Here is a 17,051-nt window from a genome sequence, read left to right on the forward strand (position 1 = left end):
GGAGGGGGAAGGCGGCCGGGGGTCGCCGCGCACCGATGCGTGCGCGAGGGGGTCAAAAAAGATGAACATTGCTCTACTCTCACGCGCATGTCCCGGACCCGAAGGTTCGTCCTCGCGCTCTCGGTCGTGCTCGCGGCGCTCGCCGCGGCCCTGTTCACCGCCCCCGGGGCCCAGGCCCACGAGGAGCGGCCCGTCACCTTCCCCGACGGCTCCGGCAGCGTGCCGAAGCTCCGCACCGGCGAACCCGACCTCCTCGTCTGCAAGACCGACCGGGCCGACTTCGCACGCCGGATCTCCGGCTTCCCGGCCGCGCTCAAGACCCGCAACCTCGCCCTCTTCGAGCGCTGCGCGGCCTCCGGACACCGCCACCTCCAGCAGGCCGTCGACGCCGTCGACCGACCCGGCCTCACCATCGCGATCCTCCCCGGCCGCTACGAGGAGGAACCCTCGCAGCCCCCGCCCACCGGGGCCTGCGCCTCCCTCGACGCCCCGGACTCCGCGCTCGGCTACCAGATCCTCAGCTACGAGCAGCAGCGGCAGTGCCCGCACAACCAGAACCTCGTCGCGATCCTCGGCAAGAAGGACCTCCAGATCGAGGGCACCGGCGCCTCCCGCCTCGACGTCGTCATCGACGCCAAGTACCAGAAGCTCAACGCGATCCGGGCCGACGGCTCCGACGGCGTCTACTTCCGCAACTTCACCGCCCAGCGCACCACCTTCAACTCGCTGTACGTCCTCGCCGCCGACGGCTTCGTCATCGACGACGTCCTCACCCGCTGGAACGACGAGTACGGCTTCCTCACCTTCGCCTCCGACCACGGCCTCTACAAGAACTGCGAGTCCTACGGCAACGGCGACTCCGGCATCTACCCCGGCTCGGCCTCGAACATCAACGACGGCCGCGGCTACGACGTCCCCCGCTACTCCATCGAGATCACCGGCTGCCGCAGCCACCACAACATGGTCGGCTACTCCGGCACCGCCGGGGACTCGGTCTGGGTCCACGACAACGAGTTCGACCACAACATGGGCGGCGCCTCCATGGACTCCGCCTTCCCCGGCCACCCCGGCCTGCCCCAGAACCACGCCCGCTTCGAACGCAACCTGATCCACGACAACAACCAGAACTACTACCGGTACGTCGCCGACGGCACCTGCGCCAAGCCCCCCGTCGAGCGAGGCTACGAACAGGGCGTCGTCTGCCCCCAGATCTCCATGCCGCCCGGCACCGGCATCATCACCGCCGGCGGCAACTGGAACCTCTACGAGGACAACTGGGTCTACGGCCACCAGCGCACCGCCTTCTACCTCAACGCCGTCCCCGCCTTCATCCGCGGCGAATCCGCCTGGGGCAAACAGACCGACACCTCCCACCACAACCGCTACGCCGGCAACCACCTCGGCGTCGACCGCTCGGGCGCCTCCCGCCCCAACCGCACCGACGTCTGGTGGGACGGCCAGGGCGGCGGCAACTGCTGGCAGGCCGACGCCGGCGCCACCAGCCCCGGCGCCCCGCCCGAGTGCGGCGCCCGGCGCGGCGAGGTCTCCGGCGCCGCCGACCGCCTCGTCGGCGAACCCGTCAAACTCGCCCAACTCCTCGTCTGCGCCGACTACGACGTCCAGGCCCGCCGCCTCCCGGCCGGCTGCGACTGGTACGGCGCCCGGGGCCTCCAGCGCGTCGAGACCCAACTCGCCCTCGGCACCGCCCTCGTCCTCGCCCTCACCGGCGGCGCCCTGTGGTGGCGGCGGCTCCGAGGCTCCCGCCTCGCGGGCGCGGCCACCCTCGTCGGCCTCGCGGGCCTCGCCCTGGACGTGGCCGGCTCGACCCTCGCCCTCACCCCGACCGCCGTCCCGGCCGTCGCACTGCTGCTCACCGGCGCCTGGTGGACCCTGCTCGGCCTCACCCTGCGCCCCACCCGCCCCGCCTTCGCCTGGACCACCCTGACCCTCGGCGCCCTCACCCTCCTCGATGCCTTCGACAAGGCGGTCCTCATGATCCCCGGCACCCCCGTGAGCCCCGCCTGGCTCCGCCTCCTCCTCGGCGCCGTCTGGGTCCTCTGGGCGGTGGTGGCGACGGGCGCGCGCCCCTCTACCGGAGAGCCGGGTGGAGGGGCGGCCGGAGGGGCGGCCGGAGGGGCGAGTGGAGGATCGGTCGGAGGGGCGGGTGGAGAGCCTGGTGGAGGGGCGAACGGAGAACCGGCTGGGGCGGGGAGTGTACCGGTGACGTCCGGGGGTGCCCCGGCCGGGCTCGGAGGTGCGCCGGTGACGCCCGCAGGTACACCGGCCGGGCCAGGGGACGCGCCGCCCGAGCCCGGGAGCGCTTCCACCCCCACCCGTACCTCCGCCCCTGCCCCCGGCCCCGTGGCCCCGCAGGCCCCTGATGTCCGCCCGCACCACGGGGAGGGGTCCGCGTGATGCGCACAACCGTGGCACCGCCCCTCCGGCGCCGGTTCGGCGGTCTCTGTCTGGTGCTCGTCCTGGCCGCCGCGCCGGTCCTCGCGGGCTGCGGCGGCCGGGCCACCACCCACCACAAGCCCGGCACCAGCCACCAGGAGGCCACGGCCGGCAGCGGCACCCTGCTGTCGGCCCGGGACGAGGCCGGGCACCGGCTCCGGGAGCTTCCAGGGACGGAGGCGCCCACCGTCCGGGCCGAGGTCCGCCCCGACTCCGAGGGCGGCTGGAACGTCCACCTCACCGTGGAAAGGTTCCTCTTCACCCCGGAGAGCACCGGCGGCGCGGCCGTCCCCGGCCGGGGCCACGCCCGCCTCCTCGTCGACGGCCGCGAGACCGGCCGCCTCTACGGCCCCTGGGGGTACGTACCGCCCGGCGCCCGCACCCTGACCGTCCGGCTCCACGCGGACGACCACACCGTCTGGGCCGCCGACGGCGCCCCCGTCCAGGCCACCGTCCCCCTGGCCGGGGCCTCCGTCTCCTCCACGCCCTCCACCCCCTCCGCTCCACCGAGCTCCCGCCCCGCCGAGCCCACCTATCCTGCCGACCCCGTCGACCCTGCCGATCCCGCCGGATCCGATCGGGCCGTCGCCCTCACCATCACCGGCAAGACCGTCCAACCCCCTCCCTCCCGCATCGAGTTGAAGAAGGGCGAACGGCTCACCCTCCGCGTCACCAGCGACCGCGACGACACCCTCCACGTCCACGGCTACGACCGTGAACTGCCGCTCTCGGCCGGCACACCTGCCACCCTCACCCTCACCGTGGACCGCACCGGCCTCTTCGAGGTCGAGACGCACGATTCCGGACTCGTGCTGACCCAACTCGTCGTCCGATGACCACGGCCCTCGCCCACTCCCTCACCTCCGTCCACCCCCTCACCTCCGCCCACTCCCTCACCTCCGTCCACCCCCTCACCTCCGTCCAGGCCCTCGCCCACGCCCCCGCTCACGCCCACGCCACGGCGTTCCCCCTTCCGCTCGCCCACGGCGTGGGCTCCCGGCACGACCTCCCCCTCTCCCCCTTCTACGCCTACGCCGGCGCCTTCACCGCACTCCTCGTCTCCTTCCTCGCCCTCGGCCTGCTCTGGTCCTCCTCCCGCTTCCGGGGCGACCTGGCCGGACGCCCGCTCCCCGCCGCCCTCCAACGGGCCGCCGACGCCCCGTCCACCCGCACCGCGCTCCGGCTCCTCGGCGCCGCCGTCGCCCTCTTCTTCCTCCTCCACCTCCTCCTCGGCCCGGACGACCCGGACCGCAACCCCGCCCCCGGCGCCCTCTACGTCCTCCTCTGGGTCGGACTCGTCCCCGCCTCCCTCCTGTTCGGCCCCGTCTGGCGCCTGCTCAATCCCCTGCGCGCCCTCCACGCCCTCCATCCGCCGCGGAACCCCCGTCCGCTGCCCGCCGCCCTCGGCATCCGGCCCGCCGCCGCTGGTCTCCTCCTCTTCACCTGGCTCGAACTTGTCGCCCCCGACAACACCTCCCGCACCACCCTCCTGACCGCCCTCGCCCTCCACCTCGGCGTCCAGTTCCTGGGCGCCGCCCGTTACGGCGACCGCTGGTTCGCCCACGCCGACCCCTTCGAGGTCTACTCCTCCCTCCTCGCCCGGCTCTCCCCGCTCGGCCGCCGCACGGACGGCCGACTGGTCCTGCGCTCCCCGCTCGACGGCCTCGACTCCACCCCCGGAGTCCCCGGCCTCGTCGCCACCGTCTGCGTGCTCCTCGGCTCCACCGCCTACGACGGCCTCTCCGACAACCCCCGCTGGATCACCACCCTCCAGACCTCACCTCTCGGCCCCGTCCCCACCGCCACGCTCGGTCTCCTCGCCTCCGTGGCCCTCGCCGCCGCCTGCTACGGCCTCTGCGCCGGCGCCCTGCGTCTCATGGACCGCGAACTCACCACCCCCCTCACCTCCTTCGCCCACTCCCTGCTGCCCATTGCCCTCGGCTATCTCACTGCCCACTACTTCTCACTCCTAGTCACTGAATTTTCACGTACCGTAATCATGGCAGGGGGTACTGACAACGCCCCCGAGCCCGCTCCGCCCCTGAGTCCCGGCGGCCTCGCGACCCTCCAGGTCGCCGCCGTCGTCGCCGGCCACGTCCTCGGCGTCGTCGCCGCCCACGACCGGTCCGTGCGCCTCTTCCCGCCCGCCCGGGCCGTCGTCGGCCAACTCCCCCTGTTCCTGCTGATGATCGCGTACACCCTCGGAGGCATCGGCCTGCTCGTCGCCTGAGGCCCCGGCTTCGCCCTTCCCGGCCGGAGCGGCATCATGGACCCCGTGCCCCAGACCCGCCCCCAGACCGCTCCGGCGCTCCGCCGCGCCCCCGTGCAGCAACGCAGTGCCGAGCGGCTCGCCCGGATCCTCGACGCCTGCGCCGTGCTCCTCGACGAGACCGGGTACGAGCGGCTGAGCACCCGGGCCGTCGCCGCCCGCGCCGGTGTCCCCATCGGCTCCGTCTACCGCTTCTTCGGCAACAAGCGGGCGATGGTCGCGGCCCTCGCCCTCCGCAACCTCGACCGGTACGCCGAGCGGATCTCCGAGCGCCTCGCCGCGACGCCGCTCCTCGACGCGTACGGGGCCATCGACGGCGTCCTCGACGAGTTCATCGCGATGAAGCGGACCGTCCCGGGCTTCGCCCTCGTCGACTTCGGCGTGCCCGCCGCCGCGCCCGGGGAGGCCTCCGGCCGTACCGCCGAGGACGGTGCCGACGTCGTCGGTGATGCCGTCGGTGATGCCGTCGGTGACGCGGTCGGTGACGCCCCTGGCGACGGGGCGGACTCGCGTGACGAGATCGAGGATCCCAACCGGCTCGTCGCCGAGCGGATCTGCGGACTCCTCGCCGCCCATCTGGGCCGCCCCGCCGACGAGGAGCTGCACCGGAAGGTGCTCGTCGGGGTCGAGACCGCCGACGCCCTCGTCCGGCTCGCCTTCCGCACAGACCCCGCCGGGGATCCGGCGCTCGTCGACGAAACCCGGCTCCTCCTCTACGCCTACCTGGCGCCCTCCCTCTCGTAGGGCCACCGTTTCCCGGCCCGGGCCGGTCGCCTTCGCGCCGCTGGAGGCCTTCGAGAGCGACCGGCGCTCGCCTCCTCGCCCGCCCGCTTGTCCTCGTCATCCGTCTCGTCGTCTGGAGCTGTCGTCCATGTCCGCCTCCTCGGCCCCGCCCGCCGCCGAACACCTCGACGTCCTGGTCATCGGCGCCGGGATCTCCGGCATCGGGGCCGGTCGCTGGCTGAAGACCGAGCTGCCGTCCAAGACCTTCGCGATCCTGGAGGCCCGGGCCGTCTCCGGCGGGACCTGGGACCTGTTCCGCTACCCGGGGATCCGGTCCGACTCGGACCTGCACACCTTCGGCTACGCGTTCAAGCCGTGGCGGGACGAGGAGGCCATCGCCACCGGGCCCCGGGTCCTGTCGTACCTGCGCGAGACCGTGGCCGAGAACGGGCTGGACGCCCACATCCGCCACCACCACAAGGTGCTCTCTGTCTCCTGGTCGAGCGACCGGGCGCGGTGGACGGTGCACGTCGAACGCGTCGACACCGGCGAGCGGACGACGCTGACGTGCTCCTGGCTGTTCTGCGCGGGCGGCTACTACCGCTACGACCAGGGGTTCACCCCGCACTTCGAGGGCCGGGAGCGCTTCCGCGGCATGATCGTGCACCCGCAGCACTGGCCCGAGGACCTCGACCACGCCGGAAAGCGGGTGGTGGTGATCGGCAGCGGCGCCACTGCGGTCACGCTGCTGCCCGCCCTGGCCGAGACCGCCGCGCACGTGACGATGCTCCAGCGGACCCCGTCGTACATCATGCCGGTGTCGAAGAAGGACGTGATCGCCAACGCCCTGAAGAAGTACCTCGGGCAGGAGCGGGGCTACGCGCTGACCCGGCGGAAGAACATCGCCCGGCAGCGCTTCTTCTGGACCTTCTGTCGGCGGTGGCCGAAGATCGCGCGCCGGATCATCCGGCGGGTCAACGCCCGGCACCTGCCCGACGGCTACCCGGTCGACGAGCACTTCAACCCGCCGTACGACCCCTGGGACCAGCGTCTGTGCGCCGTGCCCGACGGGGACCTGTTCAAGGCCCTCCGCGCCGGGAAGGCCTCGGTCGTCACCGACCGGATCGCCGCCTTCACCGAGAACGGGATACGGCTGGAGTCCGGCCGCGAACTGGAGGCCGACGTCGTCGTCACCGCGACCGGCCTGAACGTGCAGGCGTTCGGCGGCGTGCGGATCACCGTCGACGGCGAGGAGATCCGCCCCTCCGACACCGTCGCCTACAAGGGCGTGATGCTCTCCGGGGTGCCCAACCTGGTCTTCTCGATCGGCTACACCAACAGCTCCTGGACGCTGAAGGTCGGCCTGCTGTGCGAGCACTTCTGCCGGCTCCTCGCCCACATGGACGCCTCCGGCCACGACGTCTGCCGGCCCGAACCGGCCGATCCGGCGATGCCGACCCGGCCGTTCCTCGACTTCGGCGCCGGCTACATCCGGCGCGGGGTCGACCAACTGCCCCGGCAGGGCGACCGGATGCCGTGGCTGACCTCGATGGACTACCACTCCGACGTCAAACTGCTCCGCGCCGACAGCCTCCTCGACCCGGAACTGCGCTTGACCCGCGCCGGGGCCGCCCGCGCCGCGACGACGACTGCGACGACGGCGACGGCGACGGCGACGGCCTCCCGGTAGGCGAGGCGAGCATGGCGACGCCGGAGCGCGGTACCCGGGCGCAGCACCCGGAGAGCAGCACCCGGGCCCGGCACCGTGCGGCGCGACGACTCCCGGCGGGCCCGAACGCCCCGGTCCCGAAAACGCCAGTGCCGGAAACCCTGGTCCCGGAAACCCCGGTCCCGAACGCGCCCGGCCAGCGCTCCGGCGACCTCGCGCACGCCCCTCCCGTCCGTCCCTACCGGTCGGTATGCTCGGGCTCCCGACGCCCCCAGGGAGACGCCATGTCCACCGCCCTGCGCATCTGCCCCCTCTGCGAAGCGACCTGCGGACTGACCCTCACGCTCGAAGGGACCCGGGTCACCGGGGCGCGCGGCGACCGCGACGACGTGTTCAGCCAGGGGTTCATCTGTCCCAAGGGCGCCGCGTTCCCCGAGGTCGACGCCGACCCGGACCGGCTCCGCCGCCCCATGGTCCGGAAGGACGGCGAACTCCGGGAGGTCGGCTGGGCCGAGGCGTTCGACACGATCGCCGCCCGAATCCGTCCGATCGTCGAGGAGTACGGGCCGGACGCGGTGGGTATCGTCCTGGGCAACCCCAATGTGCACACGATCGCCGGAGCCCTCTACCCGCCCCTGCTCGTCGGCGCGCTGCGCACCAGGAACCTCTTCACGGCGTCCACGCTCGACCAGATGCCCAAGCACGTGTCGAGCGGCCTGCTCTTCGGGGACCCCCTCGCCGTCCCCGTGCCGGACCTGGACCGCACCGACCACCTGCTGATGCTCGGAGCCAACCCCCTGGACTCCAATGGCAGCCTGTGCACCGCCCCCGACTTCCCCGGCCGGCTCAAGGCGCTCCGCCGGCGCGGCGGCACCCTCACCGTCGTCGACCCCCGGCGCACCCGCACCGCGCGCCTCGCCGACCGGCACGTCGCGATCCGCCCCGGCGCCGACGCGCTGCTCCTCGCCGCCCTCGTCCACACCCTCTTCGCGGAGGACCTCACCGACCTCGGACCGCTCGCCGCCCACGTCGAGGGCGTCGAGGAGGTACGGGCCGCGGTACGGGAGTTCAGCCCCGAGGCGGTCGCCGCCGCCTGCGACGTGGACGCCGCCACCATCCGCGCCCTCGCCCGGGAACTCGCCGCCGCGCCCACCGCCGCCGTCTACGGGCGGATGGGCAGCTCCACCGTGGCCTACGGCACCCTCGCCAACTGGCTGGTCGACGTCCTCAACGTCCTCACCGGCAACCTCGACCGGCCCGGCGGCGCGCTCTTCCCGCTCTCCGCCACCGCGCCCGCCCCGCGCCCCGCCGGACCCGGCAGGGGCTTCGCCCTCGGCCGCCGGCACAGCCGGGTCTCGCGCCACCCCGAGGTCAAGGGGGAGCTGCCGCTGGTCGCGCTCGCCGAGGAGATCGAGACCCCGGGGGAGGGGCGCGTCCGGGCCCTCGTCACCATCGCCGCCAACCCCGTCCTGTCCGCCCCCGACGGAGACCGCCTCGACGCGGCCCTCGGCTCCCTCGACCTGATGGTCGCCGTCGACCCGTACCTCAACGAGACCACCCGCCACGCCGACGTCCTGCTGCCCCCGCCCCCGCCCTCCCGGAGCGCCCACTTCGACTTCGCCTTCAACGGGTTCGCCGTCCGCGACCAGGTCCGTCACACCCCGGCGGCCGTTCCCCTGGAAGCGGACCGGATGGACGAGTGCGAGATCCACGCCCGGCTGATCCTCGCCGTCTCCGGGGCCCACGGCTCACCGCCCTCCGCCGTGGACGACCTCGCCATCCGCGGCACCCTCGCCAAGGCCGTGACGCAGGAGCACTCGCCGGCGTACGGCGCCGACCCCGAGGAGTTCGCCGCCCGGCTCACCGGGGACACCGGGGCCGAGCGGCGGCTCGACCTGATGCTGCGGCTCGGCCCGTACGGGCTCACCCTCGACGAGCTGAAGGCGCACCCGCACGGCATCGACCTCGGCCCGCTCAAGCCCCGGCTGCCCGGGCTCCTCAAGACCCGCAGCGGGCGGATCGAGCTCCTGCCCGCGCCGCTCGCCGCCGACCTGCCCCGGCTGCGCGCCGCGCTCGACGACGTACCCGACCCGGACGCCCTCCGGCTCGTCGGGCGACGGCACCTGCGCTCGAACAACAGCTGGCTGCACAACACCCCCGCGCTCGGCGGCGGCTCGAACCGCTGCACCCTCCAGGTGCACCCCCGGGACGCGGACCGGCTGCGGCTGGCCGACGGCGGGCTCGCCCGGGTCAAGGGGGAGGGCGGTGAGCTGGAGGTGCCGGTCGAGGTCACCGAAGGGGTGCGGCCCGGCGTGGTGAGCCTTCCGCACGGCTGGGGCCACGACCGGGCGGGCACCCGGCTCGCCGTGGCGTCCGCCCGGCCCGGTGTCAACGTCAACCAGCTGCTCGACGGGTCGCGGATCGACCCCCTCTCCGGGACCGCCGTGCTCAACGGCTTCCCCGTCGAGGTGTCGCCCCTGCCGTGACCCCGAGCCGCATCCCCGTATTGACCTGGGGTTTTGCTCGTATTGCTCACGCGTCAACACCTTGTTAACGGCGGAAGGGGGCACCTACCGTCATCCGGACCGCCGCTCGGCGGCAGTTCAAGGGTGAACGTGAGGTGTCCTCCATGCTGACCGTCCTCGGCTTCGCCATGATCGCGACCTTCCTGGTCCTGATCATGACGAAGAAGATGTCGCCGATCGCGGCGCTCGTGCTGATCCCCGCACTCTTCTGCGTCGCGGTCGGGCAGGGCGCCCGGCTCGGTGACTACGTCATCGAAGGCGTCGGCAACCTGGCGCCGACGGCCGCGATGCTGATGTTCGCGATCGTCTACTTCGGGGTCATGATCGACGTCGGCCTCTTCGACCCGATCGTCCGCGCCATCCTGCGCTTCTGCAAGGCCGACCCCGTACGGATCGTGGTGGGTACGGCGGTGCTGGCCGCGATCGTGTCCCTGGACGGGGACGGCTCCACCACCTTCATGATCACCGTCTCGGCGATGTATCCGCTCTACAAGCGGCTCGGGATGAGCCTGGTCGTCATGACGGGCGTCGCCGCCACGGCCAACGGCGTCATGAACACCCTGCCCTGGGGCGGCCCCACCGCCCGTGCCGCGACCGCCCTGAAGCTGGACGCCTCCGACATCTTCGTGCCGATGATCCCCGCGCTCGGCACGGGCCTGCTCTTCGTCTTCGTCCTCGCGTACGTCCTCGGCCGCCGCGAGCGCAAGCGCATCGGCTACCTCACGCTCGACGAGGCCCTGGTGCCGGAGGCCGACGCGGTGCTGGTCAAGGCCGGTGGCGGCAGCGGTGGGGGCAGCGGCGACGGCGGCCGTGGCGGCAAGGGCGCGGCCGGATCCTCGGGCGCACCCGGTGCGGAGGAGGGGAGCGGGGACGGGTTCCAGGGGCTCGACCCGAACCGTGCCACGCTCCGGCCCCGGCTGTACTGGTTCAACGCCGGTCTGACGGTCGCGCTGCTCACCGCGATGATCCTCGAACTGCTGCCGATCCCGGTGCTGTTCCTTCTCGGCGCCGCCCTCGCGCTCACCGTCAACTACCCGAACATGGCCGAGCAGAAGGCCCGTATCGCCGCCCACGCCGACAACGTCCTCAACGTCTCCGGGATGGTCTTCGCCGCCGCCGTCTTCACCGGCGTCCTCACCGGTACGGGCATGGTCAAGCACATGGCGGACTGGCTCGTCGGCGCGATCCCCGAGGGCATGGGGCCGCACATGGGCCTGGTCACCGGTGTGCTCAGCCTCCCGCTCACCTACTTCATGTCGAACGACGGTTTCTACTTCGGCGTGCTGCCGGTCCTCGCGGAGGCGGGCGCGGCCCACGGGGTGTCGCCCGTGGAGATCGCCCGGGCGTCCATCGCGGGTCAGGCGCTGCACATGTCGAGCCCGCTGGTCCCGGCGGTGTACGTGCTCGTGGGCATGGCGAAGGTGGAGTTCGGCGACCACACCAGGTTCACGGTGAAGTGGGCCGCGCTGACGTCACTGGTCGTGCTGGCGGCGGCGATCCTCTTCGGAATCGTCTGAAATCCCGGGCCCGGCGAAGCGCCAGGTCCTGGCGGGTCCGGCGGCCTCTGAGCCGGACGGGCGACTCGGAGATCGACACACGCATGTCGCTACCCTCCGCATTCATGTGATGACGGATAGTCGGATTATCGGTTGAAACACCCGACATGTCCTTTCCTGGAGGAACCCGCATGTTCGCTCGTGCTCTCCGCCCCCTCGCCGCCACCCTCGGGGCCACGGCCGCCTTCGGTGGTCTCGCCCTCGCCGGCGCCCCGGCCGCGTTCGCCGCACCCGGCGACAACGGGGACATCAAGGTCCACAAGGTCGGCACCCCCTACGGGGACCTGAACGACGAGGCGAGGGTCTGCAAGTTCTACCTCGCGGCCTTCAACTTCGACATCCTGCAGGAGGTCAGCTGGGAGATCACCCCCCAGCCGCCCCGCCCGGAGGTCCCGACCCTCAGCGGCCGCGTCGCCCTCAACACCGGTATGGGACACACCAACCCGCTGACACTGCCCGAGGGCCAGTACCGGGTCACCTGGACCTTCCCGGGCGCGACCCCCACCGGCAAGCAGAAGGTCTTCACGGTCGACTGCCACAACAACGGGCAGGGCGGACGGCCGGGCAACGGCCAGAACAACGGCAACAACGGGCCCAACAGCAACGGCAACGGCAGCAACTGGTCCGGCAACGACAACAACAGCAACTGGTCCGGCAACGGCCAGGGCCGGCCCCCGCAGGGCCCGGTGGGCGCGGGCGGCGGCGGCGTTGAGCTCGCCGCCTCCGAGGACTCCTCCGCCTTCGGCGTCGGCGCGGCCGTCGCCGCCGGTCTCGCCGGCACGGCCGGACTGGTCATGATCCGCCGCTCGCGCCGCCGCAACGATGGCGCCGCGTAGGTCCCGCATCATGCGCAGGCGGCGGCGCCTGTTCCGGCTCGCCAGGACCATGACGGTGCTCGTGGTCCTGGTGGTCGGAGGCTTCTGGTGGGCGGGCGACGAGGAGCCCGCCGCCCCGTCGCTCACCTCCGCCCCGGCCGCCTCCGACGGAGCCGGGGCGGCGGTCGCGGCGGGGGCGGAGACAGGGGCGGTCGCGGCGGCCGGAGCGCCGGCCGCCCTGGACCACAAGGCGAAACCCCAGGCCCCGCCGGAGAGCACGCCCCCACCGGAGCGCGCCCCCTCCCCGAAGGCCGCGCCCCCACAGGAGGGCAAGGCCTCCCCGAAGGCCACCCCTTCCCCGAAGGCCGCGCCGCAGCCGAAGAGCGCGCCGCAGCCGAAGAGCGCGTCCGGGGCGAAGGGCGCGTCCGGGGCGCCCGCGCCGCTTCCCCGCTCGCGTCCCACCACCGTCGCCGTCCCGGCCATCACCATCGAGGCCCCCGTCATCGACCTCGGCCTCGACGCCAAGGGGCAGCTCGCCGCCCCGCCCGTCGACGACCCCAGGGTCGTCGGCTGGTACGCCAAGGGCCCCACGCCGGGCGAGCGCGGGACCGCCGTCGTCGTCGGTCACCGCGACACCCGCACCGGGCCCGCGGTCTTCCTCAACCTCGGCGTGCTCAACCCCGGCAACACCGTCCGGATCGCCCGCGCCGACGGCAAGGTGGCCGTCTTCACGGTCGACCGCGTCAAGACGTACGCCAAGGACGACTTCCCCGACAAGGAGGTGTACGGCGCCACCGGGCGGCCCGAACTGCGGCTGCTCACCTGCGGCGGAGCCTTCGACCGCAAGACGGGTTACGAGGCGAACATCGTCGTCTTCGCCCACCTCACCGACATCGCCCAGAAGATCTGACGTCCCGGGACGCCGCACCCTCCCCGTACCGCGGCACCGGAACGTCCGGCCGACGGATCCCAGCCGCTCCGTCGGCCCCCACCCGCCGCGTCCGGCGGGCCGCGCCACCCGGCGCGCGCCCCGCCGGACGCGGCGGCACGTCCGGACGGGCACGGCGGACGGGCGGGCGCGTCCCGAACGAACACGCGCCGAGCGGGCCCACACGAAGCAGGCACGCGCCGCGCGGCAAGGCGGAACGGCCCATTTCCGGCGCCCCCGCCTGTCCGGTCCCGCCGTGGACGGCGCCCGGTCCGGGACGGCACGATCGACTCCCTACCGAAACCCCGAGCGACTCCGTACCGAACCCCCCCACGGCTCCGTACCGGAACCCCCGCACCGGTCCCGGTACTGAGACCCGGGGCACCCTCCGCCACCCTGGCGCCCGAAAACTAACGGCGCTAGTTTGGGTGGGCGACGAACCCGTCGGTAACGTGAGGAGACAGCGAATGAAGGCGCACGACGCGATGTACATCGGCGGGGAGTGGCGCCCCGCCTCCTCCACGGACACCATCCCCGTGGTCAACCCGGCGGACGAGCAGGTCATCGGCCACGTCCCGGCCGGCACCGCCGAGGACGTCGACGCCGCCGTACGCGCCGCCCGCGCCGCGCTGCCCGGCTGGGCCACCACCCCGCCCGCCGAGCGCGCCGCCCGCATCGCCGCCCTGCGCGACGCGCTCGCCGCCCGCGCGGAGGAGATCGCCGCCACCGTCACCGCCGAGCTCGGAGCTCCGCCGCAGTTCGCCGCCGCCGTCCACGCCGGGCTGCCGATCGCCGTCGCCGGCACGTACGCCGAACTCGCCGCCACCCACCCCTTCGAGGAGGAGGTCGGCAACTCCACCGTCTACGCCGAGCCGGTCGGCGTCGTCGCCGCGATCACCCCCTGGAACTACCCGCTCCACCAGATCGTCGCCAAGGTCGCCCCGGCCCTCGCCGCCGGCTGCACCACCGTCCTCAAGCCCGCCGAGGACACCCCGCTCACCGCGCAGCTCTTCGCCGAGGCCGTCCACGAGGCGGGCCTGCCCGCCGGCGTCTTCAACCTGGTCACCGGCCTCGGCCCGGTCGCGGGACAGGCGCTCGCCGAGCACCCGGACGTCGACCTCGTCTCCTTCACCGGCTCCACCGCCGTCGGCCGCCGCATCGGCGCCCTCGCGGGCGGCGCGGTCAAGCGGGTCGCCCTCGAACTCGGCGGCAAGTCCGCCAACGTCATCCTGCCGAGCGCCGACCTGCCCAAGGCCGTCGCCGTCGGCGTCGCCAACGTCATGTCCAACTCCGGGCAGACGTGCAGCGCCTGGACCCGGATGCTGATCCCCGCCGACCGGTACGAGGAGGCCGTGGCGCTCGCGGCCGAGGCCGTCGCCAAGTACGTCCCCGGCGAGCGCGTCGGCCCGCTGGTCAACGCCAAGCAGCGCGAGCGCGTCCGCGGCTACATCGAGAAGGGCGTCGAGGAGGGCGCCCGGCTCGTCGCCGGCGGCCCCGAAGCCCCCCGCGAGACCGGCTACTACGTCTCCCCGACCGTCTTCGCCGACGTCACCCCGGACATGACCATCGCCCAGGAGGAGATCTTCGGCCCGGTCGTCTCGCTCCTCAAGTACGAGGACGAGGAGGAGGCCCTCGCCCTCGCCAACGGCACCGTCTACGGCCTCGCCGGGGCCGTCTGGGGCGACCGGGACGAGGCCGTCGCCTTCGCCCGCCGCATGGAGACCGGCCAGGTCGACATCAACGGCGGCCGCTTCAACCCGCTGGCCCCCTTCGGCGGTTACAAGCAGTCCGGCGTCGGCCGGGAGCTCGGCGCGCACGGCCTCGCCGAGTACCTCCAGACCAAGTCCCTGCAGTTCTGAGCCCCCTTCCTCTTCCCCCCCGACGCAGTCCGAGCCCCGAGGAGCACCGCACGTGAGCCTGATCCGCGCCGCCGTCCTGCCCGCCGTCGGCGCTCCGCTGGAGATAACCGACATCGAGCTCCCGGAGCCCGGCCCCGGCCAGGTCCGGGTCCGGCTCGCCGCCGCCGGAGTGTGCCACTCCGACCTCTCCCTCTCCAACGGCACCATGCGCGTGCCGGTCCCAGCCGTCCTCGGCCACGAGGGCGCCGGCACCGTCGTCTCCGTCGGCGAGGGCGTCGCGCACGTCGCCCCCGGCGACGAGGTCGTCCTCAACTGGGCGCCCTCCTGCGGCAGCTGCCACCCCTGCTCGCTCGGGGAGGTGTGGCTCTGCGCCGACGCCCTGACCGGCGCGGCCAACGTCCACGCCCGCACCCAGGACGGCACCGAACTCCACCCCGGGCTCAACGTCGCCGCCTTCGCCGAGGAGACGGTCGTCGCCGCCCGCTGCGTCCTGCCCGTGCCCGCCGGCGTGCCGCTCGCCGACGCCGCCCTGCTCGGCTGCGCCGTCCTCACCGGCTGGGGCGCGGTCCACCACTCCGCCCGGGTCCGCGAGGGGGAGACCGTCGCGGTCTTCGGCGTCGGCGGCGTGGGCCTCGCCACGCTCCAGGCCGCCCGGATCGCGGGCGCGTCGACGATCGTCGCCGTCGACGTCTCCCCGGAGAAGGAGGCGCTCGCACGGGCGGCCGGGGCCACCGAGTACGTCGTCGCCTCCGACACCACGGCGAAGGACATCAGGAAGCTGACCGGCGGGCAGGGCGTCGACGTGGCCGTGGAGTGCGTGGGCCGCGCCGTCACCATCCGCACCGCCTGGGAGTCCACCCGGCGCGGCGGCCGGACCACGGTCGTCGGCATCGGCGGCAAGGACCAGCAGGTCACCTTCAACGCCCTGGAGATCTTCCACTGGGGCCGCACCCTGGCCGGCTGCGTCTACGGCAACTCGAACCCGGCCGAGGACCTCCCGGTCCTCGCCGGGCACATCCGGGCCGGACGGTTCGACCTGGGCTCCCTCGTCACCGAGCGGATCACCCTGGACGGCATCCCCGGCGCCTTCGACAACATGCTCGCGGGCAAGGGCGGCCGGGCCCTGGTCGTCTTCCCCTGAGGGTTCCGGGCCGTCACGGGTCCGGGGTGAGGCGCGGGCCGCGCGAGCGGCCCGCGCAGATCATCGTCGAGGTCCCGGCCGCCCCGAACCGCTCCGGCCCGGGATCAGGCGAGCTGGATGGTCAGGGAGCCGGCGATCAGCAGGGCGAGGCCCAGGGTGCGCGGCGTGGTGAGGGAGCGCTGCGGGAGCTTGAACAGGCCCTTGTGGTCGATGAGGGCGGAGGTCAGCTGCTGGCCCGTCACGGTCAGGGCGATGGTCACCGCCGCGCCGATGGACGGGATGAGCAGGAAGGTGCCGGTGACGTAGGCGGCGGCGCAGGCGCCACCGAGCCAGCCCCACCAGGGCATCTTCTTCAGCGGGGCGATCTTGGGCTTCGGGGTGCGCCGGGTCGCGCAGAGCACGAGCAGGACGACGGCGATGGTGAAGGTCGCCACGGCGAAGCTGATCACCGCGACGGTGAGGGGCTCCTGGAGCCGGGCGCGCAGCTGGGCGTTGACCGCGCCCTGGACCGGCAGCACGCCGCCGGCCACGATGCCGAGGGCCGGCCAGCCGACGCGCCCGGCGCTCGACATCGCGGGCGCGCCGGCGGGAGCGGCGGCCCTCATGCCCCGGATGATCACCACGATGCCCGCGAGGACCGCCAGGGCGCCCAGGGCGATGCCGACGCCGAGGTCCTTCCGCTCCAGGCCGAGGAGGCCGAAGAGGTCGAGCGCGAGCGAGGCGAACATCTGCCCGGTGACGAAGAGCCCGACGGTGGCTAGGGCGCCGAGCCGGGGGAAGAGCAGGATGCCGCTGGTGATGTAGAGCGGGCTGGCGAGGCCGCCGAGGAGCTGCCAGGGCTCGACGTCCGGCAGCTTGCCGAGCGCGCCGAGTGCGCCGGCCACCACCGCGAGGACGACCAGCAGGCCGGTCGCGACGCCGAGCTGGATGGTCGAGGCGCCGTAGGGGGTGCCGACGGCCGAGTTGAGCTGGAGGTTCACCGAGGCCTGGACGGCCAGGAGGCAGCCGACCAGCAGGGCCGCGGCGAGGAGCGCGGTGTGCATGGGATCTCCCTGGGGCGGGATGACGCGCGGTAAGTGGACAGTGAGTCCGTTTATGATGCCACCCGGCGC

The 17,051-nt window shown here is 73.5% G+C and carries 12 protein-coding genes; 11 read left to right on the top strand and 1 reads right to left on the bottom strand.

The annotated features are described in order from the left end of the window. Positions 1–87: 87 nt before the first annotated feature. The 11 genes from ACIQD7_RS23220 to ACIQD7_RS23270 all read left to right on the top strand — a co-directional run bounded on the left by ACIQD7_RS23220 (position 88) and on the right by ACIQD7_RS23270 (position 15,939). Complete coding sequence (locus ACIQD7_RS23220) at positions 88–2,415, top strand: right-handed parallel beta-helix repeat-containing protein (RefSeq protein WP_402443920.1); 2,328 nt, start codon at positions 88–90, stop codon at positions 2,413–2,415. Beyond that, entirely contained in the window at positions 2,415–3,290 is an 876-nt protein-coding gene (locus ACIQD7_RS23225; RefSeq protein ID WP_402444201.1) for a hypothetical protein, read from the top strand. The genes ACIQD7_RS23220 and ACIQD7_RS23225 overlap by 1 nt, the downstream gene beginning before the upstream one ends. Further along, positions 3,287–4,684, top strand: coding sequence for a hypothetical protein (locus ACIQD7_RS23230; protein WP_402443922.1), 1,398 nt, complete (start codon positions 3,287–3,289; stop codon positions 4,682–4,684). Before ACIQD7_RS23225 ends, ACIQD7_RS23230 begins: the two co-directional genes overlap by 4 nt. 36 nt (positions 4,685–4,720) lie before the next feature. After that, positions 4,721–5,467 (top strand): TetR family transcriptional regulator, encoded by a 747-nt coding sequence (locus ACIQD7_RS23235; protein WP_402443924.1) that lies wholly within the window; start codon positions 4,721–4,723, stop codon positions 5,465–5,467. Positions 5,468–5,594: 127 nt separating this feature from the next. Beyond that, on the top strand, positions 5,595–7,136 hold the full coding sequence (locus ACIQD7_RS23240; RefSeq protein ID WP_402443926.1) for a flavin-containing monooxygenase: 1,542 nt from the start codon (positions 5,595–5,597) through the stop codon (positions 7,134–7,136). A 263-nt stretch (positions 7,137–7,399) separates the two neighbouring features. Then, a complete protein-coding gene (locus tag ACIQD7_RS23245; protein ID WP_402443928.1) occupies positions 7,400–9,601 on the top strand; it encodes a molybdopterin-dependent oxidoreductase in 2,202 nt (733 codons plus the stop codon). A 143-nt stretch (positions 9,602–9,744) separates the two neighbouring features. Continuing rightward, positions 9,745–11,157: a CitMHS family transporter gene (locus tag ACIQD7_RS23250; protein WP_402443930.1), complete on the top strand. Its 1,413-nt coding sequence runs from the start codon at positions 9,745–9,747 to the stop codon at positions 11,155–11,157. A gap of 170 nt (positions 11,158–11,327) precedes the next feature. Beyond that, entirely contained in the window at positions 11,328–12,032 is a 705-nt protein-coding gene (locus ACIQD7_RS23255; protein ID WP_402443932.1) for a hypothetical protein, read from the top strand. A gap of 10 nt (positions 12,033–12,042) precedes the next feature. Beyond that, positions 12,043–12,921, top strand: a complete 879-nt coding sequence (locus tag ACIQD7_RS23260; RefSeq protein WP_402443934.1) for a class F sortase — start codon at positions 12,043–12,045, stop codon at positions 12,919–12,921. Positions 12,922–13,406: 485 nt separating this feature from the next. Further along, positions 13,407–14,798, top strand: a complete 1,392-nt coding sequence (locus ACIQD7_RS23265) for an aldehyde dehydrogenase family protein (RefSeq protein WP_402443936.1) — start codon at positions 13,407–13,409, stop codon at positions 14,796–14,798. Positions 14,799–14,856: 58 nt separating this feature from the next. Then, entirely contained in the window at positions 14,857–15,939 is a 1,083-nt protein-coding gene (locus ACIQD7_RS23270; RefSeq protein WP_402444202.1) for a Zn-dependent alcohol dehydrogenase, read from the top strand. Positions 15,940–16,043: 104 nt separating this feature from the next. Here the strand turns inward: ACIQD7_RS23270 and ACIQD7_RS23275 are convergent, their stop codons facing one another. Beyond that, positions 16,044–16,982 carry a DMT family transporter gene (locus ACIQD7_RS23275; RefSeq protein WP_402443938.1) on the bottom strand — a complete coding sequence of 313 codons (939 nt, stop codon included), beginning with the start codon at positions 16,980–16,982 and terminating at the stop codon, positions 16,044–16,046. Positions 16,983–17,051 lie beyond the last annotated feature (69 nt).

This window comes from Streptomyces sp. NPDC093071, assembly GCF_044754545.1.
In the GTDB taxonomy this organism is placed as follows: Bacteria; Actinomycetota; Actinomycetes; order Streptomycetales; family Streptomycetaceae; genus Streptomyces.